The 26413-nt window shown below is 35.5% G+C and carries 24 protein-coding genes; 9 read left to right on the top strand and 15 right to left on the bottom strand.

Features of this window, described 5'->3' with window-relative positions:
- Positions 1-41 precede the first annotated feature (41 nt).
- From MM214_RS10370 to MM214_RS10355, 4 genes are all read left to right on the top strand, one after another.
- Positions 42-2258, top strand: coding sequence for a T9SS type A sorting domain-containing protein (locus MM214_RS10370; protein WP_241295080.1), 2217 nt, complete (start codon positions 42-44; stop codon positions 2256-2258).
- Positions 2259-2405: 147 nt separating this feature from the next.
- The gene (locus MM214_RS10365) at positions 2406-5399 is read left to right on the top strand and encodes a PAS domain-containing protein (RefSeq protein ID WP_241295078.1); all 2994 of its coding nucleotides are present in this window, start codon (positions 2406-2408) and stop codon (positions 5397-5399) included.
- Between the two features lie 3 nt (positions 5400-5402).
- On the top strand, positions 5403-5798 hold the full coding sequence (locus MM214_RS10360) for a response regulator (RefSeq protein ID WP_241295076.1): 396 nt from the start codon (positions 5403-5405) through the stop codon (positions 5796-5798).
- Between the two features lie 471 nt (positions 5799-6269).
- Positions 6270-7229, top strand: a complete 960-nt coding sequence (locus MM214_RS10355; protein WP_241295073.1) for a TlpA family protein disulfide reductase — start codon at positions 6270-6272, stop codon at positions 7227-7229.
- A gap of 422 nt (positions 7230-7651) precedes the next feature.
- Here MM214_RS10355 and MM214_RS10350 read toward each other — a convergent pair whose 3' ends face one another.
- The 5 genes from MM214_RS10350 to MM214_RS10330 all read right to left on the bottom strand — a co-directional run bounded on the left by MM214_RS10350 (position 7652) and on the right by MM214_RS10330 (position 12860).
- On the bottom strand, positions 7652-8551 hold the full coding sequence (locus tag MM214_RS10350; protein WP_241295070.1) for an ArdC family protein: 900 nt from the start codon (positions 8549-8551) through the stop codon (positions 7652-7654).
- 279 nt (positions 8552-8830) lie between these two features.
- A complete protein-coding gene (mobC, locus tag MM214_RS10345) occupies positions 8831-10816 on the bottom strand; it encodes a conjugal transfer protein MobC (RefSeq protein ID WP_241295067.1) in 1986 nt (661 codons plus the stop codon).
- Between the two features lie 5 nt (positions 10817-10821).
- Positions 10822-12147 (bottom strand): relaxase/mobilization nuclease domain-containing protein, encoded by a 1326-nt coding sequence (locus MM214_RS10340; protein ID WP_241295065.1) that lies wholly within the window; start codon positions 12145-12147, stop codon positions 10822-10824.
- A complete protein-coding gene (locus MM214_RS10335) occupies positions 12132-12527 on the bottom strand; it encodes a plasmid mobilization protein (protein ID WP_241295063.1) in 396 nt (131 codons plus the stop codon). Before MM214_RS10335 ends, MM214_RS10340 begins: the two co-directional genes overlap by 16 nt.
- 111 nt (positions 12528-12638) lie before the next feature.
- Positions 12639-12860 carry a hypothetical protein gene (locus tag MM214_RS10330; protein WP_241295062.1) on the bottom strand — a complete coding sequence of 74 codons (222 nt, stop codon included), beginning with the start codon at positions 12858-12860 and terminating at the stop codon, positions 12639-12641.
- A 945-nt stretch (positions 12861-13805) separates the two neighbouring features.
- Between MM214_RS10330 and MM214_RS10325 the strand changes: the two genes are divergently transcribed.
- Entirely contained in the window at positions 13806-14672 is an 867-nt protein-coding gene (locus MM214_RS10325) for a type IV toxin-antitoxin system AbiEi family antitoxin domain-containing protein (RefSeq protein ID WP_241295061.1), read from the top strand.
- Here MM214_RS10325 and MM214_RS19050 read toward each other — a convergent pair.
- Both MM214_RS19050 and MM214_RS19045 read right to left on the bottom strand, forming a co-directional pair.
- Positions 14659-15156 carry a nucleotidyl transferase AbiEii/AbiGii toxin family protein gene (locus MM214_RS19050; RefSeq protein WP_353959787.1) on the bottom strand — a complete coding sequence of 166 codons (498 nt, stop codon included), beginning with the start codon at positions 15154-15156 and terminating at the stop codon, positions 14659-14661. The two genes, MM214_RS10325 and MM214_RS19050, sit on opposite strands and share 14 nt — an antisense overlap.
- Before the next feature lie 35 nt (positions 15157-15191).
- Positions 15192-15542: a nucleotidyl transferase AbiEii/AbiGii toxin family protein gene (locus MM214_RS19045; RefSeq protein ID WP_262916616.1), complete on the bottom strand. Its 351-nt coding sequence runs from the start codon at positions 15540-15542 to the stop codon at positions 15192-15194.
- A 1032-nt stretch (positions 15543-16574) separates the two neighbouring features.
- Here MM214_RS19045 and MM214_RS10315 point away from each other — a divergent pair.
- Genes MM214_RS10315 through MM214_RS19135 form a run of 3 tightly spaced genes read left to right on the top strand, consistent with a single transcriptional unit; the run spans position 16575 to position 17325 of the window.
- A complete protein-coding gene (locus MM214_RS10315) occupies positions 16575-16829 on the top strand; it encodes a helix-turn-helix domain-containing protein (RefSeq protein WP_241295059.1) in 255 nt (84 codons plus the stop codon).
- Positions 16830-16835: 6 nt separating this feature from the next.
- Positions 16836-17135 carry a hypothetical protein gene (locus MM214_RS10310; protein ID WP_241295058.1) on the top strand — a complete coding sequence of 100 codons (300 nt, stop codon included), beginning with the start codon at positions 16836-16838 and terminating at the stop codon, positions 17133-17135.
- Positions 17128-17325: a JAB domain-containing protein gene (locus MM214_RS19135; protein ID WP_353959767.1), complete on the top strand. Its 198-nt coding sequence runs from the start codon at positions 17128-17130 to the stop codon at positions 17323-17325. Before MM214_RS10310 ends, MM214_RS19135 begins: the two co-directional genes overlap by 8 nt.
- Before the next feature lie 221 nt (positions 17326-17546).
- Here MM214_RS19135 and MM214_RS10305 read toward each other — a convergent pair whose 3' ends face one another.
- The 4 genes from MM214_RS10305 to MM214_RS10290 form a co-directional block, all read right to left on the bottom strand.
- On the bottom strand, positions 17547-18536 hold the full coding sequence (locus MM214_RS10305) for a hypothetical protein (RefSeq protein ID WP_241295056.1): 990 nt from the start codon (positions 18534-18536) through the stop codon (positions 17547-17549).
- A gap of 234 nt (positions 18537-18770) precedes the next feature.
- Positions 18771-19757 (bottom strand): type II toxin-antitoxin system HipA family toxin, encoded by a 987-nt coding sequence (locus MM214_RS10300; RefSeq protein WP_241295055.1) that lies wholly within the window; start codon positions 19755-19757, stop codon positions 18771-18773.
- 83 nt (positions 19758-19840) lie between these two features.
- On the bottom strand, positions 19841-20167 hold the full coding sequence (locus MM214_RS10295; RefSeq protein ID WP_241295054.1) for a HipA N-terminal domain-containing protein: 327 nt from the start codon (positions 20165-20167) through the stop codon (positions 19841-19843).
- On the bottom strand, positions 20164-20382 hold the full coding sequence (locus tag MM214_RS10290) for a helix-turn-helix domain-containing protein (RefSeq protein ID WP_241295052.1): 219 nt from the start codon (positions 20380-20382) through the stop codon (positions 20164-20166). Before MM214_RS10290 ends, MM214_RS10295 begins: the two co-directional genes overlap by 4 nt.
- A 553-nt stretch (positions 20383-20935) precedes the next feature.
- Between MM214_RS10290 and MM214_RS10285 the strand changes: the two genes are divergently transcribed.
- Positions 20936-21292 (top strand): hypothetical protein, encoded by a 357-nt coding sequence (locus MM214_RS10285; RefSeq protein WP_241295049.1) that lies wholly within the window; start codon positions 20936-20938, stop codon positions 21290-21292.
- 1137 nt (positions 21293-22429) lie between these two features.
- Here the strand turns inward: MM214_RS10285 and MM214_RS19095 are convergent.
- From MM214_RS19095 to rhuM, 4 genes are all read right to left on the bottom strand, one after another.
- On the bottom strand, positions 22430-23764 hold the full coding sequence (locus tag MM214_RS19095; RefSeq protein ID WP_241295046.1) for an ATP-binding protein: 1335 nt from the start codon (positions 23762-23764) through the stop codon (positions 22430-22432).
- 793 nt (positions 23765-24557) lie between these two features.
- The gene (locus MM214_RS19130) at positions 24558-24767 is read right to left on the bottom strand and encodes a winged helix-turn-helix transcriptional regulator (protein WP_353959786.1); all 210 of its coding nucleotides are present in this window, start codon (positions 24765-24767) and stop codon (positions 24558-24560) included.
- 232 nt (positions 24768-24999) lie between these two features.
- Positions 25000-25389, bottom strand: coding sequence for a helix-turn-helix domain-containing protein (locus MM214_RS10275; RefSeq protein WP_241295044.1), 390 nt, complete (start codon positions 25387-25389; stop codon positions 25000-25002).
- The gene (rhuM, locus tag MM214_RS19090; protein WP_241295149.1) at positions 25386-26225 is read right to left on the bottom strand and encodes a RhuM family protein; all 840 of its coding nucleotides are present in this window, start codon (positions 26223-26225) and stop codon (positions 25386-25388) included. The genes MM214_RS10275 and rhuM overlap by 4 nt, the downstream gene beginning before the upstream one ends.
- Between the last annotated feature and the right edge of the window lie 188 nt (positions 26226-26413).

Here is a 26413-nt window from a genome sequence, read left to right as displayed (position 1 = left end):
AGTAATTTGATTTTTTTTGGGAAGTGCTAAATAGGTCAATCATGAAAAATCATTTACTAAAACCGGTATTGTATGTGTTGAAAGGGATTATTCTTTTCAGCATCAGTCAGATTTCCTTTGCCCAAGCGGTTGATTCCAAGCGGTGTCCGCAAGTATACAAGCGAAATAATGGCAATGGTCAGAGAATTACCCAGTTTGCTCCCAACATAAGCCCAGTTAGCCCCTACTTCTTGAATGCTCTTAGCAGCAATTTCCAAGGAGTGTTTACTTTTTCTTGGGCAGACCCTATCAAATTTCCACCGGTGGTGACTAAGAGTTGGATTAGAGATAGTGATGGAAATACGAGGTTAGATTGGGAGTTTGGCAATAATCTTACTGGAAGTCCATTCAATCCTCCTGGGGTTCCAAATGGAAATCAGGTTTCCTATAATTTCCATATCAATAATCTCCCTACTGCAGGAGTTATTTTATTGGAGTTGACCGACCCTAATGATGGTTTGCCTATTTGTATTTGTTCTTATCCTTTAACTAATGGCTCTTCTACAGATGTACAACTCATTGGCGAAGAAAATTTACGGGTAAGCTCTGGAAGTGATGGGGGACTTGAAAGTAGAAGTTTGGGTACGGCTGTGGTAGATCAGATTTTCAGCAAATATCAAAGTGGGAATACCCCTTTAAGCTACCAAAGACAGCCTAGCTTGAAAAATTACCGAATGGCCAGAGTTCAAGGTTTAAATTTGGATGCTTTCATTCCCAATGAAAATCAATTAGGTGCGGAATTCACTGGATATATCACTAGCCCGGTTGAGCTTTTGGAATTCACCAATGCGGAGCAAGTAGTATCTGTTGATTACCTGAAAAACGCCAATAATTACGCTACTTTATTTGCCACAGAAACATCAGGAATGGTATACGAGCATTCGAAATATGTATGTGACCGCCTCAAAGGTGCTGAGGTATTGGCGATCGATAGTATACAGATAGGAAATTACAGCTTAATAAGAAGCTTACTTAGCCCACCTTCGGGCCTGAAAGAATATGCTGTTTCTTTCTCAGTTGGTTTCAATCCTAATACATCAGAGTTTCACCTGCAATCCGCTTGGTTGCTGGAAGATTACCAAGCAGAGGAAAAGTTTTTTAACTTCCAGTTTTGGAGTGCAGAGGCCAAGGTTCTGCAGCGGATGATCGAGGCAGTGGTAGCTAGTTTTGAATCTTTAGGTACCTTATCCCAAACAGTGGCCAAAACCCAGCCTGGAATTTTTATCAGTAAGACAGTTAGAAAGCTTAACGATCCAAGCAAAGTGGAATTAACCATTTGGAACAGAACCCATCACACTTCAGCAAAGTTGATTTCAAATTCCAAAAAGAACGAAAGCACCACTGAGATTTCTATGGAAGTGATGGAAATATCTTTGCCTCCTATGGGGGTTCATAAAGTTGAATGGAATGCACAGGATTATGCTGAGACCTCTTTGGAGCTACTTACCGAGACCAAGCAGGATTATATTTATGAAAGTGATGGTTTATGGTCTTATTATCTTCCTAAAGATGCGCAAGTTGGATTGTTTACGATCAATAATAGAAATGATTTAAAGACCAAAGAGGGAGCTTATCCCATTTGGAGAGATGTGTCGTTCGCATCTTCAGGTTCAAATTATGCCACTGTTTATAAAACGATTCGTGGAGGTGGAACAGCTGTAGATCTCAGTTCTTATGAATACTTGAATTTTGAAGCAGCTGGAAAAGGAAGTCTAACCATTAGACTTATCAAAAAGTCTGTGAAAAACTTTGAAGAGCATTATTCCTTCACAGTACCTCTTGGTGCTAGTATGAAACAATACAGCATTCCAGTTTCTTCGTTCAGATCAACAGACAATCCTCAACCTGTCCTTCTGAATGACTTAGTCATTCTTTCATTTACGGCAGAAAATCAAGGGGGAATCCAAGTTCAACTCAATGCCATCAGATTTGACAGACAAAAGGAACTGGTAAATACTAACAATCAAAAAATTCAAGCCTATCCGAATCCTTTCCAAGGTCAGACCACCCTTGTATTTGAGTCAGCTTTTGGTGGACCGATGGATTTGAATGTATTTAGCATAGAATCTGGCAATCTAGTTCAGTCACTGATATTGGAGGCAAGGTCAGGATCAAACTCAAAAGTGCTCAGTTTAGATACTAATGTAAAAAAAGGAGTATATATTGTAAGAATTTCCTCCAATAGAGAGGTAGTGACAACCAAAATTCTAGTGAATTAAAGGTTTTAATGATCCATAGCAAATATTATCATAAGCCATATGGAAATACCGTATCTGCCCAAAAACGAAAATCAGAGGCTTGAAGATCTCAACAGTTATCAACTTATTGGTATACAAGAGCAAGAGGAGTATGATTTTTTGACATCAATGGCTTCAAGGGTTTGTGAAACAAAAATTTCCTTGATTTCACTGATTACAGAGGATAAGCAATGGTTTTTATCGCATCATGGTTTAGAAGCAAGAGAAACTCCCAAAGAATATGCTTTTTGTGCCCATGCCATCAATACGCCCAATGAGCCATTTATTATTGAAGATGCAAGAAAAGATCGACGCTTTCATGATAACCCACTGACCGCAGGCCCCCCCGATGTAATCTTTTATGCTGGTATTCCACTGGTTTCTTCTTCGGGTTATCCATTGGGAACGTTATGTGCTATTGATGATCGACCCAAAAAGCTTTCCGATAATCAAATCGCTGAACTTAAAAAATTAGCTAAGCTTTGTGTTGAGTTGTTTGAAAAAAGGAAAAATGAATTTAAAAACAATGCCCTTCTTGCAGAATTGAATGATAAAAACGAGCTTTTGAAGGAAACTCAGGATATCCATCAAATTGGCAATTGGGAATTAGATATCCACAGCAACCAAGTGAAATGGAGTGATCAAGTATACGAAATCCATGAAGTGGATATTGCTCTCGATATTAACAAATTGACTGGGATTAATTTCTACCATCCAGATTACCGGGATAAAATTTCACGCGCTATCGAAAATTGTATTTTAAATGGACAGCCTTTTGATATGGAATGTTTGCTTATTACAGCTAAAAGAAATCAAAAATGGGTAAGGGCTACAGGCAGAAAAGTCAACCAAAAGTTAGTAGGGAGTTTTCAGGATATCACAGAGATTAAATCCAGTAATTACAAGCAAAAATTAATCCTTGAAGGTACCAATGTGGGAACTTGGGAGTGGAATGTACAAACAGGGGAAACAATATATAATGATAGATGGGCTGAAATCGTGGGATACACCCTTGAAGAACTCGCACCAATAAGTATTGAAAGATGGATAGAACTGGTTCATCCCGATGACTTAGAAGAATCGGAGAAAAGATTAAATGCTTGTATTGAAGGAAAATCCGAATTCTATGAGTTGGAGGCCAGGATGAAACACAAAGATGGCTATTGGGTATGGGTCTATGACAGAGGAAAAGTGCTGGAGTGGACAGAAGATGGAAAACCCTTGTGGATGTACGGCACACATCAAGATATCTCTGGGCGAAAAAGAGCAGAAGAAGAAATCAAACGCACCAATCTACTTTTAGAAGCAGCACAGCAAATTGCTAAAATGGGTGCATGGGAAATCGATACTGTCACAAACGCTACCTTTTGGACTGAGGAAGTTTATAAAATTCATGAAGTGGATAGCGATTTTGACCACAACATGACAAATGCGATAGATTTTTTTCATCCAGATTACAGACCAATTCTTACCGAAGCTATTTCTAATAGCATTTTAAATCAAATTCCTTTTGATGTAAAATGCAAGTTTATTACTGCCAAAAATGATTTAAGATGGGTTCGCTCATCAGGTTATCCAATCCTTAAAGAAGGAAAAGTTGTGAAGCTGATTGGGATGTTTAGAGACATCACCGAAGAAGAGGATGCTAAAGAGGCCATTATCCGTGAGCAAGCATTCTCTAAGCAATTGCTAGAGAATATGGCTGACGGGTTTTCTGTGGTAGATACTTATGGAAAACAAATTGGCGTGAATAAAGCCCTCCTAGAAATGACAGGTTTTTCGGAAGAAGAGCTCATTGGTCAAACAGCACCCTATCCTTACTGGCCTGCTGAGGAAATGGACAAAATTGGTGTAGCTTTTCGGCAGGCTTTAGCAGGAGTAAAGAACTCCTTTGAACTCATTTTGCAGAAGAAAAACGGACAACGCTTTCCAGCTTTGGTTTCATTAGGAATTTTAAAAGATGAAAATGGAAAGCCAATAAGCTATTTTGCTAATATAAAGGATATTTCATATTTTAAGGAGGCAGAGATGGCCATTATACAGAGTAAGGAGCAGTACCAATCTTTGGTTCAAAATATCCCAGGTATTACCTACCGATGTAAAAATGATAAAGACTGGACAAATCTCTATATAAGTAATCAGGTAGATAGTATAACTGGTTATCATGCTGAAGAATTGATAGGAAATGCCAAAATTTCCTATGGAATGCTAATTCATCCTGATGATCAGGAAAAGGTGGCCGAGGTTGTTAGTACTGGATTGGCTAATAATAATTCGTGGGAAATGGAATATAGAATTCAGCATAAGGACGGCTTTTATAGATGGGCTTATGAAAAAGGAACAGGTGTTAAAAATAAGCAGGGTGAAATCATTTATTTAGACGGATTTGTTCTGGATATTACAGATAGAAAGAAAGATGAAGAAGAAATTAAATCTCTCCTAATTATTACACGCGAACAAAACAATCGTCTCAAGAATTTTGCTCACATTGTATCTCATAATTTAAGATCACATAGTTCTGGTATTTATGGTTTGCTAGAACTGTTGCATTTTGAAAAACCAGAATTTGCAGATTTTGAAATTATAAAATTATTAAAAAGTGGTACAGAAAGTCTAAAAAAAACTGTTGAAGATTTAACGGAAATAGTAAAAGTAAATCTTAACATGGAAGAATTGCAGGAAATTCAGCTGGTGGATATCATTTGTAAGAATATAAATAGCATGTCAAGTCAGATTAGTATTGAAAAAATTAAAATAATAAATGAGGTTTCAGAAAAAGTTAAAGTGAAAGGGGTCGCAGCATACATTGATAGCATTGTTTTGAATATGATAACAAATGCCATAAAGTATAAGAGTGAAAGCAGAGATGCAACTTTACGGATATTTTGTGAAGAAGAATACTCTTTTGTTCATCTCTATTTTCAAGACAATGGGTTAGGTATAGACTTGAAAAAACACGGGGACAAACTTTTTGGCCTATATAAAACTTTTCATAATCATCATGACTCAAGGGGATTAGGTTTATTTATGACTAAAAATCAAGTAGAGAGTATAGGTGGAAAAATATCAGTAGAAAGTGAGGTAAATATCGGGACAACATTCAAAATAACATTCAAGAAATGACTCATGAAAAAAATAGATGAAATTTGGGTAATTGATGATGATCCGATGCACATTTACTTAGCAAAGCATTGTATTGAGCAGTCATGCATAGTTAGGGAAATTCGCACTTATAAAAACGGAAAAGAAGCGTATGATGCTTTATTAATACGGATCCTTGAAAACAAAGAATTGCCAAACATTATATTTTTGGATATAAATATGCCGATATGGGATGGTTGGCAGTTTTTAGAAGAAATTTTAAAAGTACCCATAAATGAAAAAATACCAATCTGTCTTCTTACGAGTTCGATTCATGAAGTTGATTTTGAAAAAGCAAATCAATACGGTATAATTAGTAAATATTTAATCAAACCTGTAAGTCGAGAGAAAATAGATAATTTTTTGGCAGGATTATCTTAAAAATAAACGAGCCAATTAATTAAAGTATTTAGAAATTAGAAAGATAGCTATATGAATAGTACTTTATCGTGCATTTATGGGGTATTGAAGAGCATAGAAGGTTGGATAATAAGCTGATTGGTGGATTTCAGGAAGAGGTTGTTTTAGTTTTTGCTTGCATTCAGCAGTTTCTGTTTTAGGTATGGCTTCCCTTTATCAATAATTGGGGATTTGATGTTCTATAATATCTTATAATCAAAGGTTGATTTCTTAGATCCTTTAAATGGATCAAAAAGATTCTTTATTGAATACGATAAATTATTAGTTTTTGAAATTAACATAGAAAATTAGTTCAACCTTAGTTATACTAACACCTAAACGATTTAAATATAGGGAGAGCTGCTTAAGGGGATTTTTTCATTTGTTGTTCAGTAACTAGGAGATAGTGCCATTCCCGAATCATATTATATGCAAACATAGAAAACAACCCATATGAAGAAACCTTTTTTCAGACTTCTTATTGGAATACTAGTGATTATTGCTTTAACCATTTTGAATATTTTACTATTTGATAAAGTTCTTAAAGTAATGAATCTTAAAGTTTTAAAGTGGTTTCCATTATTCATGTGCTTTATAGGATTTTACATGGCGGGAATTATAAATAGAAAAACTGAAATATTCCTAACCCCATTACTTTTAATTTCTCTTGTAATTTATATTCCTTTAGAACTCTTCTATTTTCCTTATTTCCTGACTGTTATCCTTTTTTCATCTCTAGGGATTTTACTTTCTCGGAGGGAAATAGTTTACAGAATTAAGATTCCATTGTTGGTGATTTTAATTGGCATATTTGGATTTTTTTTATTTTCCCAACCACTAATTATAGAAAATAAAGGCTTTGGAATTGATCCCAGAAATGATTTATACAATGCCACCGTGCTTTGGGATTTTAAAGCTAAAAAACCTGCTAGCTTGCCAAATGAGATTTTTCAGGACACAGAAGGAAAAACCTTTAGCTTAAAAGAATTAGAAGGGAAAACCTTGTATATAACATTCTGGGCAACATGGTGTGGACCATGCATTGCAGAAAAACCTGAGTTGGAAAAATTAAAAATGAAGTTTCAAGACCATCAAGATATAGTTTTTGTGGACATTTCAGTTGATTCTAATATTGAAAAATGGAAATCATATTTATCAGGACATAATTCAAACGGTTATCAAATTGTCAGTCAAAATGTTGCAAGAACATATTCTAATTTTAATTTTTCAGGAATACCATTTCATATCATTGTTGATTCAGATGGTAAATATAAAAAATGTCATGGCCCATACATTTTAGACGAACAATTACTTTCTAATCCAGTAAAGCTTAATGAATATCTTAAGACTCCTTACAAAGTCTTTAAAACAATTAAACTTAGTGAAAAGGATACAATTGTAAGAGTGAGATAATTCCCTGTTGCTAAGATATATTTAGCCTAATAGCTAAATACCACTCCAAAGCCTTAATTGATGCACAGATATTTTAGGTTTTTTTATATAGTGGCTGCTGTTTATGCCTATGGCATATTGATTGACATCGGTGGGTTGATAAGGATGCGAGGTAGGAGAAAGTATTTTACTTTTCTGAAGCAATTGGATCAGAATCAAAAAATGAAACGACTCTTTAAGTTTTTGTAGATCCCTTGATACTTGATAAATAGTGTCAAATGTTTTTATTGATTGAGTGAATTTGTGTTGTTTTGGATAATAGTGTAAAGCTATCAAAATACCATGCCTGTATTTAAAACCTCATTATATGCTATAAAAACATCTCTCAACACCACCACCTAACAAAATGACCAAAAAAGGGGAGGGGTATCCCCTTCAACCTCTTAAAACGGACTAGTAGTCAAAATATACTCCACTGCCTTTTGGGCTTTTGAAGCGGCTTCCAGCAAGAGCCTTTTATCCGACCTTAACCTGTCTAGCCATACCTTGATATAAGCCGCTGAATTATCCAGTAAATCTTCATTCATGATTCTTGTGTGGTTGCAGAGAAAACTTGCACCCATCTCGGCTGTCAGCTCTTCCCTTGAATAATACTCAGAATTGAAATCATGGTATTCAACAACCTCTTTTCTATTGAGCCTGTCTTGATGTCCAGTCGCATGGGTCAGCTCATGGAATAAAACTGAAAAATAACACTCTTGGGATTCAAACAATCCTTTCTCAGGCATATTGATCAAATCCGATACTGGCGAATAGTAAGCTTCAGGAATCCCGTGTACAATCCTTGGAGGATTAACCATTTCCTTGATAACTTGCTCACACCTTTCAAGCGGTTCCGTGTTTTCCAAAACCATAGTCTCTGGAATCTCAAAATCAACCCCTTCCACATCACTGATATTAAAAACCGTATAATACTTCAAAAACCCCACTTTCCTAACTTTTGAAGGATGCATCTTCTTGGCTTCGTCCTCCATAAGCTTCCTGCTACTCTTTTTGTCAAAGTAGCTGAAACCCCAATAACACACAGGCAATCCCTTAGATCCTTTCCGTATCGAACCTCCCAAGCTTTGCGCCTGCTTAAAAGTCAAAAAATACGGTTTACTAAATTGTCCCGCTAACAGGATCCACATATTGATCCCCTTATAACATTTCTTAGTCACATAGTTTGCAGGAATCTCACCTTCCTGCCATACTTGTCTCCATGGCACAATCCCATTTTCAAGCTTTTCAATGATTAGATCAGTTACCAGCTGATAAACATCCTTCCTTTGTTTTTTCGCCATAGTCTTCATGATTTCTTCTTTTAGGTTAAAGATTTAATGATGAAGCATCACCAGGATTCAGCAGCCACTAAATGCAAGAGGAAACGGAATAAAAAGTAAGCAGAGTGCCACGGCTTTATGCCGTAGTCTCTTGCCATGTGTGGGGGATGATATCCTACATTGCTGAGGAATTGAATAGAAAGTAAAAACTAATCCATTTCAAGTGGTCTTTGGACTATCTGATTACTAAAAAGTGAAAACAAATACATTTAACTCGATTAAAAAATCACCCTATTATAATTATGACCTCGCCCGAATGATCAAACCAGCCAACCCAGGACTATCCATCATTCTTTCTAGTTCCATGTCTATTAGCTGAGATATTTCAGACTTTACGCTTTGGTAGTTTTCCATGACTTCCGACACTGCCAAATCCCGTACTTTTTTGATGTCCTGATACTGTTTTTCTTCGTTAGCAATGCCTTCATGGTCATTGATGATCTTTGCGTGAAATCGTTTTAGGGTAATTTCCTGATCGGGGTTGTCAGCCACGATGCCAACAAACTCCCCAGATGATAGGGTAGAGATAGTAGAAGGTGGCACAGCCAAGTCCATTTGTCGAGAATGGCTGACTGAAGTATCATTGCTATTGATAGAATGGCTTTGCCTAGCTTGCATGATCTTTCCAAACCTGTCGGAAAGCTGTTTGGCAGTTTCTCCCAACACCTGCCCTGAGATGATATTTCCAACTGTATTCATGATCACCTCGGCTTGTTCCCTGCCATAATCCTTTTTCAGTTGGCTGTAATCCTGGACTCCTAAGGTGGTCGCCACCTTATTCCCCCTTGCAGTAGCGATCAGGCTGTCAATGCCATTGAAATAGATGGTAGGGAATTCATCAAATACCAAGCTTGATTTCAATTGGTTCTTTCTGTTTACAATTTTTGTAATCCTAGAAATGTAAAGAGACAATACCGCCCCATAGACCTGTTGCTTTTGCGGATTGTTTCCCATACAGACGATCTTAGGTTCATCGGGATTGTTGATGTCAAGGGTGAATTCAGAACTTGAAAGCACATAGTAGAGTTGTGGGGAGGCCAACCTTGCCATGGTTATCTTGGCACTTGCTATTTGCCCTTCCAATTGCTCGGCTGCCCCTTGCAGGTATGCTGATACAAAAGGGTTGATTAAAACTTCTATTTCAGGCTCAGTCCTGAGCACCGAAAAGAGCTTGTCATATTCTACTTGCATCAGCTCAATGACATGGGGGAGGGTGCAGTATTTTCCTTTTCTATATTTTTTCAAAAACCAGATCACAGCCGTCAAAAAGTTGATAGGGGATTCAACAAAAAAATCACCCTGTTTTTTGATCCATTCCCTGTTGAGTCCCATCATGATCGTTCTAGAAGATTCCGAAGCATCCGTAATATCGAGCATGGTACTTGGCTCCAGGGGATTGCACCTGTGGCTATGTTCAAGGTTGTCAAAGTTGATGGTATAAAACTTCGGGACAGTCTGGTAGGCCGACGCATTATTGAGCAAAGCATTATAAGCTATTTTAGAAAGGTCATCATACTTGAAATCATAGATAAACATCGAAAACCCTTTAGCGATATGCTGGGTGATGATGTGTCTGATCACAAAATAACTTTTCCCAGATCCTGGGGTGCCCACCACGAGGATAGCCCTAAAGGGATTTATAAAGTTGATCCAACTCTTCCTGACCTTATTGCCAATCCGATAAATTGCTGGTAGGTTGACTGCATATTCATTTTCAAGCTTTCTTTCCTCTTGGGGAAATGTTTCATTTAGTTTGTTGAAAATATCCGTTTGGTCTTTATTCCATACAATCCTCGAAAAGCGTATCCCAGAGCTTAAAAGTAATAAATACCCGAAGAAAGTTAGGCTTATATAAAGGTACTCCAAGCGCAATAGCTCTCCGATACTATAAAATAGCAAGCCCGATAACCAATAGCATGCTAAACCAAAACTGCCCATTACCAAAACGGGCAACAAACCTATTGCTAAAGATTTCTTTCCTTTTACGCCCAATATTGAAATCAGCAATAAAAGCATTGCCAAGGCCTTTGGAAGCCAAAACTCAGAAAACAAACCCGTCTTAGCCAATTCATTGACAAACTGATCCACCAGATTAATGTCCAGTTTCCAGTTTTTAACTGCTGTTTTACACTCCCAATAAAAATGGAACAACAAAATCCCAAAACCTATCTTTCTGGTAAGGTCAAGTATTTTTCTTAATGCTTCTTGATTTTCACCTGTGGCCATAGCTGTTAGGGTCTGTCTTTTCTTTTCTTCTTCCTTTTCTTTTTCAAATTCCCAAGATCATAGGCACTTGTGGTGCCGTAATCGGGCGTCAAAAGCTCCTTAAAAAATGAAAGTATTTCCGATAGGCCAGAGGGGTTTAAATTAGCGTCTTCCCTAACTTCCAGATCTTCTGCAGCATTAGTCTTTTCGACTTTGCTTACGACTTCTTCTTGTGCTGATTTTGGGATTAGCCATTCATTTTTGGAATCGACCTTATCAGTCAGCGTAAAAGTTTTTGTTATTCCATTTGCACCAAAAGCTTTCCCCAAGTCAGAACCTTTGAAGACCCTTCTCTGCATATTATCCACATAAGTGCAACCATAAAGCCTTCCGTTCTTGTTGAAAACCAAATGAAGGTAAATCCCCTTCCTTTTCAGGTTTTTCAAAAACAAATCAAGCTTTTCTTTTTCACTACCTTTTGAGCCCATAGATTTTTGGACTTCCATGATCCTATGGACCAAATCTTCCTTTGCTTTTACTCTCTTTGGGTCAACTTTAACCTTATTGAAGGATGCTTTCTTCAATATCTTGGCATAGGTTGGTTTGTTAAATAGGCTACTGGATTTGATGGGTACACTTAAGGATTTGCCTTGTTGGTCAGTTATGGAATACACCAGTCCGTTTCCATGAAATTCCTTCCCCAAAGCATTTACTTTGGAAGCAGATACATTGAATTGAGCCAATGCTGCCTTGAATGCTGAAAAGGATTCAAAATGGTAACTGCGCATAACTTCCGTCACAATATTTCCAATCAAAGCTTTTGTCTCAGCCTTTCCATATTGGGCTTTCTCCAGCGGCTTATAAATCAAATAGTCCTTCTGCTGGCTTTCTGCCTTTACCAGTCCAAGGCTTTTCTCAATTTCCTTTCGAGCTTTTTCTGAGGCCCTTTTCCCTAGGTTATGGGTTTCCAGTCTTTTTCCATTTTGATCTATGTTGGTGGAAACAATATGGATATGGGGATGGCCTGTATCATCATGCCTGTAAACAAGATAAGGTTGTTTTCCAAAGCCAATTCTATCCATATAGTCTTTTGCAATGAATTGCAACAATCCATCATCAAGCTGATCTTTGTTAGAAAAATTAAGGGAGATGTGCAGCGTATTTGTTTTCACCCTTTTGTTGAGTGCAAAGCGCTTTTGGAACCTAGCCAGTTTTTCATTGACAGACAATTCCTGGATACTCCCCAGAAATCCCTGTCCATGGATCAGGACAGCACTCCTGTTTTTCACCTTTGATTCATTGTAGAGAATCAAGCCCCTGATTTCTTTACCTGTGGTTATTTTTGCAACCATTTATCCAGCAGTGGGCTAACCATGTTCTTGAGCGATTCCTGTTTCTTTAGGATCTCGTTGAGGTTGTTTGCAAGCTTCTTAGCCAAAGCCAATTTTTTGGAAAGGTCTCCAGTTTTGTGAAACACCCTTACCACTTGGTTGGCATTGACTCCAATGGCATTGATCTCCTGGTGGATCAGGGAAAGCTTTTCAAGGATTACATCGAGGCTTTTGTCGTATGTGGTGACCACCAGTTTTTGTTTGCATAATATATCCCTGACAAGACTGCTCATTGTCTGGTTTTGGGACTTGGAAAGTAGCGTCAACAATTCTTGGAACTTGGTTTCTGAGATTCTACTTTCCACCCTTCTGGGGAGATTGGTACTCTTGTTTTCTTGCATGATGATGTAGTGTTTAGCGTTGAAGGGCTTTTGCTAATTCTCTAAACTGGCTTGAGGCTTTGAATTCAAAGGATAATAGGTTCTGCATGAACCAAAAGCAACTTTAAACCTTCAGTACCCCAGGTTTCCTATCCATTGTTTGGCTAAAGTTTTCCAATCAAAAATTGGTGTTCCGCTGTCTGTCTTCCAGCCTGTTGATTCATGGAAATAATAAAACAGATCGGCTTCCTCTAGGGGGACATTTCTTTCATCAAAGAAGGAGCGGATTTGTCCAATCGCAGGATGAACATGGATGAAACTTTCAGTATAGGGACTTATTCTTAGCGTTTCCATGGTGTTGTATTGGTTTGGTTGGATATAAATTTTGGAAAAAGAAAAGGAATTAAATCAGTAGCGACACCGAAGGTGGGATGAAAAATCCTTTCTAAAATGTTTTTAGCGTTTGGCAAAACGGACTAAAGCAGTAAAAAGATTACTATTTAAAAGTTAATTTCATTCCTATTGATAGACTGCTAGTCTAGGATAAGATCATATGGCTTATTCCAGAAAAAGGACAGCTAGTCAAAATATACTTCAACACCTTTTGGGTTTTTGAAGCTGTTTCCAGTAGGGGCCTTTTCTGACGTTAGCCTGTCCTTTTAATTATGAAGCAATATTAGGGTTCAGCAGCCACTGAATGCAATAGGAAACGGAATAAAAAGTGTGCTGGGCGCAGCGACTTTATGCGGTAGTCTCTTGTCATTTATGGGGGTATTATTCTAAATAGCTGAGGAATTGAATAAAAAAAATAGAACTGACAGCCTTAAACAGCAGTAGATTCCAATACTTGTTTAAACTAGCATATAATATAAACCTATTTTTCTTGACTTTGTTAAATTATTTAATTAAATTTGTAATAAAGTATTTATACTTTATTACATAGTAAATAATTGCTTAACAATCACTCTTTTTAAGGATTAAAAGGATAATTCAATCCAATTTCTTGACTTTATGAAAATTATATTTTAACTTTACATAAAGTATTTATACTTTATGTTTTAATAATAATTAGAAGTATCAAGAAAATTGCGCTGATTCAACCTATCATGTTGTTTTTTGAAACACTAAGCCTGCAATTTTACTCACACCAAAAACAGTATTAAACTCTTTTTCACAAAAAAAACTTGACTTTTATTAAAATAAATTTTATATTTGTACATAAAGTATTTATACTTTATGATTTAATGATAAAATAATTAATTACGATCAATTAAGTGATATCTACTTGAACATTTTTCTATGGCACGAAAATCCAGATTTATCATTTCTGAGTCTAGCATTAAGAAATTTTTTCTTAGCGGAAAGAAAGTGTTTTCAGAAACCGAGCTAAATAGTGTTTTGGAAGAAAACCGAGTGAAATGGAATCTCCCTATTTCAATGAATGGGAAGAAGTTTATCAACAAGCTGATAGAAAGTGATATTCTTAGAATGCATGAAGTTGTCTTTTCTGGCTATTTACCAAATAAAACAAGGTACTTGACAAATACAGCTTCTGTATTTGATTTGGCAATATCTTTAACATCTAAAGCGTACCTTTCCCATTATACAGCAGCTTTTCTTTTAGGTCTGACTAATCAAGTGCCAAAGAGTGTTTACTTAACTTCTGAGCAATCTCCCAAAAATAAAGATCGAAGTGTAATTCTTCATCAACAAGACATTGACAAAGCTTTCAATAAGTCCCAGAGAACTTCAAATGTCCATGGGGTTTTTGGGGAATACACCATCATCTATCATAATGGAATGTACACAAATAAAGCAGGGGTTTTTTCAAAAGATGGGTTAACATTCACCAATGTAGAAAGAACCTTGATTGATTTAGCTGTAAGACCTGTTTATGGAGGGGGGGTATTTAGAGTTTTGGAAATTTTCGAGAATTCGATTGGTAAACTATCTGTAAATAAATTAAAGGCAATACTTGATAAGTTAGGTTTCGTTTACCCATATCACCAAGCAATTGGTTTTTATTTAGAAAAGGCAGGGCTGGATCAAAAGCGACTGTCTGTATTTTTAGAATATGATAGACCCAATAAATTTTACCTGACATATGATATGAAGGAAATTGACTACAACGAAAAATGGAATATCTTTTATCCTAAAGGAATGTGAGCTTTTCAAATTTTGATAAAACGTATTCAAAATAATAGTCAAAGTCCTTTATTGTTTCTAAAGAAGAGACGGTAGTTTTCACATCCGTCCAGTTTTCTTTATGTAACTCTAGACTTGTCTGTAGGATTGTGATAAACTCTAAAGGCACTTTTTTAGCTGAAAAAATTTCTGAAAGCATCTTTAAATTTTCAGGCTTTTCTGGAGCAATTTCAAATTCTTCCATTAAAAAATGAATATCGTAAAAATCTCTTGCCCTCGCCCTAGGTGAAAAGCCTGGCACTATCTTATTATATTCTGGCAGCTGTTGGCACAATGCCCTTAACTTTTCAAACACTATCATTTCTGGTGTGTAAATGCGGATTTTAAACCCTTCATATTCAAAGTCTTTATTTCCTTTAACATATTCATGTTTGCTAAATTCTAATTCAAAGATCGGAGAATTGTTGGTATGGATCTGAATTGCATTTCTCCTTGCGGATTCTATGTTCCTATTAAACTTATCAAATTCACCTTTCCCTATCAGTTTAAACTCAACTTTATAGCCACCCAGAAGTCACTTAATTCAACATTTGCCTTCTTGGGTTTTATTAAAAATTTGTAATCCAATACAATATAATCATGTTCTAAAAATGTTTGCTTTAAGGTACTTTCTATTCTAGTGCTGATGCTTTCAATATCCTCCTTAAAATCACCTTCTGATATTGAGTAATCAAGATCATATGAAGTTCTGGAAACATTCCCTGATTCATCTAAATAAGCTAAATAAATCGCATTCCCACCTTTCAAAACCAGCTGTTCAACTAATGTGTCATCTGATGCCAATGCAATTATGGTTATTCGCTTAATTTTATTTACAACTGAAATATCCATGGCTAAAATTAATTTTATTTATTGGAATATAAAATTTGGTTTAAATAGGGAAATAGAAATTTTCTATATCTGTCTAGTTTTTAATAGCTTTCATTAAGAGAAAAATGGCATCCTAAATTGCTGAGGAATTGAATAGAAAATAAAACTGACAGCTTCAAGCAATCATCTATTTCTAGCAAATAAAAACAACATCTTTCAATACCCATTTTTAACCGTTAAAAACGGTGCTGTTTTTCACTTAATAAGCAAATAAAAAAAGGCTTACGAGTTCCGAGTAAAAGACAAAACGGTGACTTCGGAATCCAGTTCAAGAGCGGAATGTCGTAGACAATCCTACATCTTGCTGACTGCAAAAAGCAGCAGTCTCTAGCCTTTCGGCCTCTGTTTTCACTATTTCAAAGATAGCTATTTTTAACGGTTAAATTTGGGGTTTTAAATTGTGAAAAATCGATTCTTGAAAAAATTGGGTTATACAGGGAAATAGGGGAGTTTAATAATGACTTATCTGTTCAATTCCTTTTACAGCCAGGATATCTTTATAGTAAATCTCCGCCTGTCGCATCATTCATTATTTTACTGTTTACTGGAGCCAGTTCATGTCAGAACATTTGGAGTACCAAATTTACTTTGTCGAGATTCAGGTTGGTCTTACCCTGTTCTATCTTTCTGATCACAGTCAAGGTAACACGGCAGCGATCTGCGAATTCTCTTGGGTCATTCCTGTTTCTTTTCTTCGTTCCTTAACAAAGGTTGAAAGTCTTTTATTATATGTATTTGAATATAAAACTATTTAAAGGAAATATTGACGGCTAAATCAATATTTAAGAAATAATTTAAGCTACCAAGTTCCATGTTTAGACCTCTTATCCACATACTATTTTTAAAAAGCCAAAGACGAATAAGTCCTCTAAGTTTCTTTAATCCAGAAAAATAAAAAGCAGTTTTTGCAAAAAGTAATCACCGTATGTGGTCAAAGTGTGAATTCCATAACCTCAATCTCTCCAATTTACCCATTCATCAAAACCTCCAAATATGACCAAGATAGAACTGATCACCAAAAAGGATCTCGAGGAATTGAGATTACAACTATTGGAAGATCTAGAAAGACTACTCAAGCCCAAGGAAAAAGAGCAAAAGGATTGGGTAAAGAGCGATGAAGTTCGGAGGATACTCAAAATTTCACCAGGATCATTACAGAACCTAAGGATTAGAGGACTTCTGAATCCCAAGAAAATTGGCGGCTCTTATTACTATCAAAAAAAGGAGATCGAGAACCTATTCAAATAATTGATTATGAACAATGATAATATCCAATCAATCCAAGGCAAGATCCTAGGAATCTACAGCAAGCTTCAAAAGGATGAGTCAATTCAACTATCCCATATGGCAATCTGCATGGCGCTTATTGGAGAATTCATCAAAAATCAGGGAAGGAACCGTTTTCGGATCACCCGAAAAATGATCATGAAAAACTCACAGGTCAAATCTCTGAGTACTTACCACAGGTGCATGAAAGATTTGGTGAGGAAAAACATCATCATCTACAGCCCTTCCTATCACCCAAAGCTAGGCAGTGTAGTTCGTTTTGTTTAAAAATAGGATTTGGAAGCAGTCTTTGAAACTTCTACGTATCAAAAAAATTGTATTGAAATGCTTTAAGCAGGGTAGGAGACTACCCGTTAGATTGATAGATGCCTGTAAACCCTTTGTCAGAAGCCTGCTAGATCATATCATCCTAACAGCTGAAAGCTACTATTCATTTGCAGATGAGGGGTTGATATGACGGCGCTTTTTGATCCTTATCGCAATGATTTTGGTTGAGGTTTCAGCTATTTCTTTGAGTTTTTTCGTAAAAACACAGGAATGTGGTGAGGTGATCTGACTTATCTGGATACAGCTTTTCCCGATTTTGGGGATTTCTCCCGTGTGTAGGGACAGGTAGTGAGAGGCTCTAGGCTAGGGTTCCTCTTTGCCTACCATTGGCAGTAGTACATCTTTTCGTGGTCATTCGTTATTCAGTTTTTCAAGTTCCAAGGCTAATAATTTTAAGTCTTGCTTCATTAGATTAATATGTGCTTCTATTTGGTCGTGCATATTGGCTCTGTTCGTCAGTTGGTCGGCGCTATATTTTCCGCCTTCACCAAAAAACAAATCGTAAATTTTTTCTTTGTTCTTTTCTTTGGTGTCTGCGATTTGTCCAAAGCCTAACCACTTGTCTAGGAGTTGTTGTCGTAAAGATTTTTCTTTGGTGTTCGGGTTTTCATAGGTTAAATAATACCAAACTGAACTTGGAAAAATTGTTGAAGTATCTGGTGCTGTCCAAATATCTTTTAATGCATTTCTCGGATGGTAAAATGTCACCTTTCGTTTGTTCATTAAAATCAGAATACCCAAAGTTGCTTCTGTCAAACCGGCACCAAGTCCAATTAATTCATGTGCGTTGCCATTAACTCCATTCGCTAAAAGGATTCCTGATGTAATTGCTCCTGCTGCACCCACCACAATCGCGCCTACAGTCAGTTTTGTTTCAGCATCATCTTCTTTCCCTTTTAAGTAAGTTGCAATTTGGTCGGCTCGTTCTTCTTCGCAGTCCATTTCGCTTGCAACTGCTGAAACTTCAAGCGATGAGATGTTTATTCTTTGATTAATTCTTTGTGATAGTTCAACAATTTCAATTCTCTTCTCAAGTGTTGGACTAACATTGAAATCCTTTTTTAAATTAACATACTCTGTTAAGAGATCAAGAAGCTCTACTGCGTTTGCTGCATTGAGTGATTGAGAGGAAAATCGGTTGGTAAGCAGCGTGTCGAGGTCAAGCGTGTGAATTGGATTTGGCAATTCGTCTTTTGTGTATGTTCTTGCTACTTGTTGATTGCAGTTACTTTTATCAAGTTGAGAAGTAAGTTGAGCATTTTTAATTCCAGCACAAGAAGTTATAACTAAAGTTAATATCGATATTGTCCAAGTTGTTACTCTATTTTTATTCAAATTCATTCTATCTTTTTTTTTTCACGTTTTCTTGTTCGGTGTCGTCTTTTAGCATTCTGCCTAACCCAAAGAAAATCCCTCAATTTGAGTCCAATTCGAGGCTTGAATCCTTATTAGTCAGACCGTCCAGGTCCTCGGGATGCTTATTAACTCTATTAATTTAGCTCCAGTTCTGAATACTACAATAACTTTATTATTCCCAATAAGGAAAAATTTTAAATTCTTTAGGTGCATCATATTTTATGGTTTAGTCAGTTGTTTTAAACGGCCTTGAAAAGATTGGAAATAATTTCTTTTTGTGGTATCATTTAGGAATGAAGCAGCAACCATTTTTTCAACTAAATCTGATTTGGAAATCATTAATGCCATAATTTTCTGAAAAGTTTTTTCACTGATTTCTGCTTTCTCTGCTAGTTTAGCAAATTGCAAACCGATTTTGCCTTGGGCTAGATTTCTAGGCAATAGACCATCATCTAATGCAAAGTCTTTATCTTCTATATGGATATGGCTATTTAGTAAGTCATAAGCTGGGCTCAGTCGATAATCTCCAAAGGGTGTTTCTAATATAGAGAAATTTTTAAAGTGTGCATCTCCATTTGAAAAAAGATAATTGAAGACAAGTATTCTTAAAAGTTTTGGCGCTTCTATCTTGTAAGTTGTTAAATAGTTGCGCATTAATTCAAATATATATAAATAATTCCCGAGATATTTGTAATGTTCTCCATGTGTTTGCGGGGTTCTTTTTGCTAAGGAAGCAAAGTCATCTTGAGCTAATTTTGAACCATCCTCTTTTACATCAAATCTTTTTGTTATGTATGCAGGTGTGCCATCTTTAAAAAATATCAATGCATTTTCTGCAGTCTCTATTCCATAAACCTGTCTTGCAATTTGCATGGTTAGATGCTCATTGGCAGGCATTTGATCTGGCTTTTTACCGGCACCTGGAATTGGTTTCAGAATATAAGTCCCTTGTTCATTTTCATTAATAAGCCTTAACTTGTTTTTGTCAAGCAATACAGAAAATTTTTCTTGTACACCAGATATTGACGTGCGATTTCGATTCTCTTCAAACAGCTGATTAGTTTCTGGGTTAGATGCTGGAGAATCGTAAGGCAAAACATGATGCACTTTTTTGCCCTGAAAAACTCTATTCAAAGCTGTTCTGCTATAGGTATTAAAACCTCCAGATAATGTGCCAGGACATTGTTTAATTTCATTTGTCATCATATTTTTTTTTGAAGGTCAAATGGAACTCGCATTTCATAGTTAGGAAGTAATTTTATTACAAAAGCTCGTTTCGGGTAAGCTCATTAATTTTTGAGTTTAATAATTCTAACAGCACCTATGCTGTCATTTTTTGCAATAGTCATAAGCAATCCGAAATAGTCCTCTCTGTCGATTCTATTTAGTTTGCATACCACTTCCTTATTAGAACCTTCAGGAAGCATGTTGAAAAAAAATGGAAACAGGTATTTAGAATGAAATTCTTTTTCAGTTTTAGGTAAAGTTAGACTGATGCTTTGCCTATCGTTATTGGCTACCCAGTCATCGTGATATCGAAATGAAAACGAACCATCATCGTGTTGTGTCAAGATACCCGATTCTTCATTTTTGAATAAAACTTTGGCTTTTCTCATTTAGTATGCGTCACATTTTTAATTTTTAGGCAAATCTCCATGCCCAACACATCAGATATCTTATGCAATGTAGACAGCGTAGGATTTCCTTTTCCGCTTTCAAACTGTTTTAAAGTTCTCAATCCAACACCAGACAGTTCTGCCAAGCCCTCCTGTGTTACTTGTAGTGCTTCCCTACGTTCTTTTATGGTTTTTATTAATTCTGAAAAGTGCATTATAGTGCATTATTTTATGCAAATGTAATACTAATTTTTAAAATGTCAATAAAAAGAGCATTAAATAGCACTATATTTTACATGTCTTGGTTTTTCATATGTAATTACTAAAAAAGGTGCGTTTTAAAGCACTATTACTTTGAATATGAGCATTTTTATCGGTTTTTAGAGTATTGGTGGTAACATATACTTTCGACAATAGTTGGTATCATTCTATTATAATGTTATCTCAATTATATTTTCGATATTTTGCATATACAAAAAAAGAGTTTTATGTGTGGAATATCAATATATACTATGCTGGAATAGCCTCATTATAGACGTTTACGATCCAAAGAAAGCATCAGGTATTGCACTCCTTTCTAGAGAACATAATACTGTTCCAATTATATAGGGTGACTATTCTGGGAATGCAAGAAGTCAATTAGTAAATGATATTTTTAATTTAAGAAAGCATACAAATGCTCCTAATTCAAATTTATAACAGCTTATTCAATTAAATAAAAAAACTTACCCAATACCAATTATTAAGAAACCATAAACCATAAAATGTATGAAATCTGAAGAATTTATCAAGAAAATTAAAACGACAGTTTCTAAGGGGGCGATAAGTGATGTTTTGGATATTCTTGAATCTCCTGCAGGAAGGAATCCCGAAAAAGAGTTATTAGAAATTTCTAAATGGTATAATAACTTGAATCAAAAAGATAAATTTTTTATTGAAAGAGTGATTGAGATGAGTGTAGATACTAGTGTGTTTGGGTTTTTATATGTTCTTGACGAAGTTAGAGCTATTGAAAATTCACCAAATAAAGGAAGTCTCAAGCTGTATTACTCTAAAGATAAGATCAGTACGCTATTAAATAATCATGATATGGAATATCTTCATGATCTATATAACTCGTTGTAAATGTTTGAAATTGAAAATTAAACCAATTACTAATCAGAACTTTGATTAAGGATTATGTGGAATTTATGGTCAATATAAAAGACAATCCATTTTTTATTCCTCCTGAAGTGGTCAACTCTAATAAGCCGATACAATGGATTTATACAGAGGCAATAGTGTACTTTGATTGGTTTTTATCTGTTAAAATACGTTTATTAAACTAGGTGATTGAAGCCTGCTAAATCATATCATCCAAACAGAAGAAAGCTATTATATTGTTTGTATTAAATCAGGAATGGTAAAATTTAAAGAAAGGACTGTCATTAAAGGGCAGATTCTTGGTGGGAGAAAGAAGTAAAGCCATTAGACATTATACGATTTTGAATTATCGATTATGGTACCTAAAATTAAAAGAAAAACTGCTTAAAGTTTATCAAAATATTTTCCTATATTTACATAAATATTTGAAAAACAGATACTTGTGATTATTTATTGAGGTGAGTAATTCGGGGAGTATTTGCAAAATTATTAAATATAAAATATTGAAAGTCAGTGATTTATGAAGGTAGTTCATTTCCCTTCCTCTCTGCCAAAAGCCAACTTTAGAAATAGAGTTGGCTTTTTTTATTTCCATAAGATTCGACGAATATAGTAGGAGGAAGGGATGAGAACCCTCTTAAGAAAAACTTGGTTCGAAATCGACCGAAGGGAGATTCACGAGGGGCTGTGCGGCATGCCATGCGTGTACGAGTAATCCCTTCCTCTCTGCAAAATAAAACCCTAACTTACTGTTGAGTAGCGAGTTAGGATTTTTTATTTTAAGGATGTATCGAAAACAGTGTCGAATTTACGTATTGCCGCTTTGCGCAGTAGCAGATTTTAGAGCACTTTTAATGTCCGTTTAGCACAAAGTTTTTTAGAAGTTCAGACCTTCGATTTACCACTTCACCCGCTATTGCTATATACCCGCTGTTATCGCTTCGGTGTATTTCTCCGTTCATTTTCTTCTCTTTTTTGTTTTGCCTATGAGCCAATTATGAGCCAATCAAAATATAGGTTGTTCCTGCTCCAACTTCTCCAGTTCTGTCCAATGCTTTAAATTTTTCAACAAGTTCGGTAAGGTCTCTCGTAGCAGTTGCTTTTGTGCAATATGTGCAATTAATGTGCAATGCCTTTCAATGTATAAAAAGCACCTGCTCCTTTTTGTCCACTGAATAAAAATAATTCTCTATCAACCAACTCAGACAAATCATTACTTGCTGTATTTCTCGAACAATCATTAAGTTTTTGATACTCACTATTATTTATTTTCCCATTGTCTTTTACAAAAAGAATGGCTTTAATCTGTCGTTCATTTAGCCCAAGCTCTTTAAGTTGGTTGTATGTATATATATCCTTTCTAAACTCTACCCAAAAACCCGAACTTTTAAAAAGGAACAATGGCGCAGGAAGTCCAAAATTAAAGCACTGCTCTGTCATTTTCGAAATACCCCGACCCCAAGATTCAATGTATCCACTGCGAAAAAGTGCATTTGCAATATCTGGGTTGAATGGCTTTGATGAGTGCTTATCTAAAAGTGCTTGAATGGTCCAATCATCAGGAAGATGCCCATCATTCCAAATCATTAACTTATCCTTATATACACTTATTTGAATGGGAACGCCACCCGAATAGTCTTTATGGGCAATAGCATTCAATAATGCTTCTCTAATTGCTTCTCTCGGATATTCAAAGGTCTCCACTCGATTCAAACCTTCATAGCTAATCAAAGCTTTGATGTATTTTGTAAATAATAATTCTGTTGTTTTTTCAATTTGTTCAAAAAGATTTCCGTGGATTTCGTCCTGATATCTCAATTCACTATCACTTTCGAAAAAACCTATTTTTATGTAAGCTCCTGTTATATGTTTTTCAGGATTAGGGTGAAAAAGTAGAATAGATGCCCGCTTAAGAAATTTCCCCTCTTTGAGTTGAAGGTTTTCAATAAGGTGTTCATTACTATCGGCTAAACTTTCTTCATCAATTCTTTGGCTTCTGTAAGCTCGTTTACGAAAAAAATCAATTGTTTCTTGCTTAAAGTCATTTGTTGAAACATTCGGAACAGGTACACCATCCCATCTTTTTCCTTTTTTATGAAGGAGAAACTTGTCAAGTGAAGGCCATTTTAATTCTTGTTTGGTGCTTCCACTTCTATAATGATATTGTCCCTTATAATTGACAGGGTAAGGGTATTTCTCAACATGAATTTCAATAAAACTTCCTTGGTCATTTTGGTGCAGATTGACATCGACCAAAATCCCCAAAGTATCTCTAACCTTGTTTGGAATTTCTTCCAATAGTTTTTTAGCATCTTTCAAGTCAACCACATTTCCTGCATCATCTTTTCCAATGAAAAGAATACCGCCATAGGCATTAGCAAAACCACAGATCCATTTAAGATATTCGTCTCTCCAATTTACTTTGAATTCAATATTTTGCGATTCTGCTGTCACTTCCTATAATTATTTGTGTCTTAGCTTCAAATTTACTCTTTTTCCCTAATGTCAATTTGTTATTCAGGTTTTTCTACACTGAGTGATAACGGTTTTCTTCACGAAACCATTGCGCTATTTGTTTTATATAGTATGGAATACGCAATAAGTTGCGGATATTTTGATTATATAACCAAAACTACCCCTTTCTTATCTCTTAAAATGTACCCATAACAGGGTATTTTTGATCAAATTTGAGCGTAATTGAATAGAAAATTGATTTTCTTTTCCCCTAAAGCTAAAAACTTCTGGGGAAAGATGAGTTTAGGTCTTGATTCAATTTTTGCACTTCTTTCACAAAGTGGTTATACGAATTGTAATCATAGATTTTACTGTCTCTTGACTGCAAAATTGGTGCAATGACTGCAATTGAGATATTGATTTGAAGATCTTATATAGCCTATTGAGGCGTTTCTTTGAATCCAGAAGCTTTAATTAGCAAAGTTTCAATTAAATTGTTGACGCTTTTATTCTCTTTAATTGTCATTTCTTTTAAATGTCTGTATAAAGCCATGCTGATTCTAATGGATCTCAATTTTCTGTCTTTGGCTGTATTCATATTTCAAACTTCTATCATTTTGATGTTTTAGAAGTATTAGAAAATTTAATCAACAACTTTAGGTTAACACTCCCTTACTTGTGTATTAGCTATTTGCTACCGTTGTTCCTTATTTCTTGGTAAATGTTCCTTATTTATCAAAAACAATTGATATTCAGTGTTTTGTATATTGTTTTCGATGTTCCTTATAAGACTCTATAACTTCTTAAAAGCGTATTTTGCATTCTTATCTCGTTGTTTATCACTTAGACGATCAATAACCTTTTCATTATCTATAAACTGATTTAAATAAAGTCTAACCGTTTTATCGTTAATCCCTGTTACTTCTACTAATTCACTTATTGTGGCTTGATTGTGATAGAAAAGATGCTGTAAGATCTTCTTTTGAGTATCATTATAACTTATCCAATTACTTTGAATTTTGAAATGACCATGGTTGCTTTTTATGTCTGAGGCTTTACCCTATTGTCTATTAATGCTACTTCCTCTGGACTCAATTGGTGCTTTTTGTAATGCTGTTAGCTAGGTTGACTTTATGTTATTGATTCTTGAATCAATAAATACCCATTCATTTTTATTAATTCCCCAAAGTTCACATAATTTTTTAATGATAAATACTACTTCAATTTCATAAAAATTATTTTACCATATCTTGCTTTCTATTCAATTCATAAGGCTGAATTAATACCTGAACAGGCAACCCTAAGAGCTCATGAAAGTTTCTGATCATATCTATGGTCAATGCTCGCTTACGGTTGAGTACAAGGCTTACAGTTGTCTTACTGCCAATGGCAGGAATCAAGTCTTTATCCTTTAGCCCTTTCATTTCCATGGCTTCCTTGATAGCAATAATAGGCTCAGGCAAAGCGATAGGGTAATGCTCCTTTTCATACTTGTCTATCAGCGTCACCAAAAGCTCTGCTTCCATTCCTTCAGGACTATCTGGGTTGGTATCAAATATTGTAGAGAGTCTTTTTAGCGCTTTTTCATATTCCTGCTCCGTGGTGATGATTTTATCCCATTTCATAACTTCGATTCGATTTTACGATTTCTATTTAATACGCTAATGACCAATTTTTTAACAGTATCCATTTCATCAGGCTTACTTGATGCAATAAACAAGGTTAAGCTTGCCAATGCATCATTGCTTATGATAGAGTTTTTCTCATCGTTGTAAAGGAGGCCATTGACTTGTAAAAAGAGGAGAAAACATGCAGCTGCAATTCTTTTGTTTCCATCTACAAAGCCATGATTCTTCACAATCAGATATAGAAGTGTGGCCGCCTTTTCCTCAAGGCTAGGGTAGAAGTCCTCATTATCAAATCCTTTACTGATCTGCGAAATAGCACTTTCAAAACTACCGTCTTTTTCTTTACCAAATACGCCTGATTCAAAATCTGACTTCATAGCGAATATGACCTTCTTATAATCATCAAGATTTGGAAACTTTGCTCGTGTTTTGGTTAGTCCTTTTTTATCTAAATTTTCATGGTCATAATCATCCAATAATTCCAATCCTGATGCAAAGTGATGAAGCCAATCTGAATTTTGGTCTTCTGCTTTCTGTTCTATAACCCTACTTAGAATCCGAATTCCATCTTTTAAAGTTTGAACTTCCTGCTGTTTTTGTTTCAGTCTTTGTTCATTGATGGCATAACCTTGCACTAAATAAGCTTTAAGTTGCTGTGTAGCCCATTGACGGAACTGAGTCCCTTGTTTTGAGTTAACTCGGTAACCGACAGATAAAATCAAGTCTAGGTTATAAAACTCAACTTCTCTTTCAACCCTTCTTTTACCTTCTGTTTGAACTGTTGCATTTTTTGCAACAGTTGACTTTTTATCTAATTCTCCTTCACGATAAATGTTTTTAATATGTCTAGAAATAACAGACTTGTCTCTCTAAAACAATTCCGAAATCTGCAATAAAGACAGCCAAAAAGTTTCACCTTCAAACCTTACCTCGATCTGAGTCTGACCATCATTACCTTGATAAATTTCGATTTGGTTATTCATAAAGCTTACTGTCTAGCAATAAATAAACATTTGATTAG

It is taken from the genome of Belliella kenyensis (genome assembly GCF_022549675.1).
Taxonomy (GTDB): Bacteria; Bacteroidota; Bacteroidia; order Cytophagales; family Cyclobacteriaceae; genus Belliella; species Belliella kenyensis.
This window is presented reverse-complemented; position numbering and strand designations above follow the sequence as displayed.

Excerpts from the sequence above, each read along its gene's own strand:
- mobC (WP_241295067.1), bottom strand. The coding sequence starts at position 10,816 with ATGGCCACAGGTGAAAATCAAGAAGCATTAAGAAAAATACTTGACCTT.
- MM214_RS10370 (WP_241295080.1), top strand. The coding sequence starts at position 42 with ATGAAAAATCATTTACTAAAACCGGTATTGTATGTGTTGAAAGGGATT.
- MM214_RS10355 (WP_241295073.1), top strand. The coding sequence starts at position 6,270 with ATGAAGAAACCTTTTTTCAGACTTCTTATTGGAATACTAGTGATTATT.
- MM214_RS10330 (WP_241295062.1), bottom strand. The coding sequence starts at position 12,860 with ATGGAAACGCTAAGAATAAGTCCCTATACTGAAAGTTTCATCCATGTT.
- MM214_RS10275 (WP_241295044.1), bottom strand. The coding sequence starts at position 25,389 with ATGAAATGGGATAAAATCATCACCACGGAGCAGGAATATGAAAAAGCG.
- MM214_RS10350 (WP_241295070.1), bottom strand. The coding sequence starts at position 8,551 with ATGGCGAAAAAACAAAGGAAGGATGTTTATCAGCTGGTAACTGATCTA.
- MM214_RS10290 (WP_241295052.1), bottom strand. The coding sequence starts at position 20,382 with ATGCACTTTTCAGAATTAATAAAAACCATAAAAGAACGTAGGGAAGCA.
- MM214_RS10315 (WP_241295059.1), top strand. The coding sequence starts at position 16,575 with ATGACCAAGATAGAACTGATCACCAAAAAGGATCTCGAGGAATTGAGA.
- MM214_RS10360 (WP_241295076.1), top strand. The coding sequence starts at position 5,403 with ATGAAAAAAATAGATGAAATTTGGGTAATTGATGATGATCCGATGCAC.
- MM214_RS10365 (WP_241295078.1), top strand. The coding sequence starts at position 2,406 with ATGGCTTCAAGGGTTTGTGAAACAAAAATTTCCTTGATTTCACTGATT.
- MM214_RS10335 (WP_241295063.1), bottom strand. The coding sequence starts at position 12,527 with ATGCAAGAAAACAAGAGTACCAATCTCCCCAGAAGGGTGGAAAGTAGA.
- MM214_RS10295 (WP_241295054.1), bottom strand. The coding sequence starts at position 20,167 with ATGAGAAAAGCCAAAGTTTTATTCAAAAATGAAGAATCGGGTATCTTG.
- MM214_RS10310 (WP_241295058.1), top strand. The coding sequence starts at position 16,836 with ATGAACAATGATAATATCCAATCAATCCAAGGCAAGATCCTAGGAATC.
- MM214_RS10300 (WP_241295055.1), bottom strand. The coding sequence starts at position 19,757 with ATGATGACAAATGAAATTAAACAATGTCCTGGCACATTATCTGGAGGT.
- MM214_RS10340 (WP_241295065.1), bottom strand. The coding sequence starts at position 12,147 with ATGGTTGCAAAAATAACCACAGGTAAAGAAATCAGGGGCTTGATTCTC.
- MM214_RS10325 (WP_241295061.1), top strand. The coding sequence starts at position 13,806 with ATGGCACGAAAATCCAGATTTATCATTTCTGAGTCTAGCATTAAGAAA.
- MM214_RS19045 (WP_262916616.1), bottom strand. The coding sequence starts at position 15,542 with ATGGATATTTCAGTTGTAAATAAAATTAAGCGAATAACCATAATTGCA.
- MM214_RS10285 (WP_241295049.1), top strand. The coding sequence starts at position 20,936 with ATGAAATCTGAAGAATTTATCAAGAAAATTAAAACGACAGTTTCTAAG.
- MM214_RS10305 (WP_241295056.1), bottom strand. The coding sequence starts at position 18,536 with ATGAATTTGAATAAAAATAGAGTAACAACTTGGACAATATCGATATTA.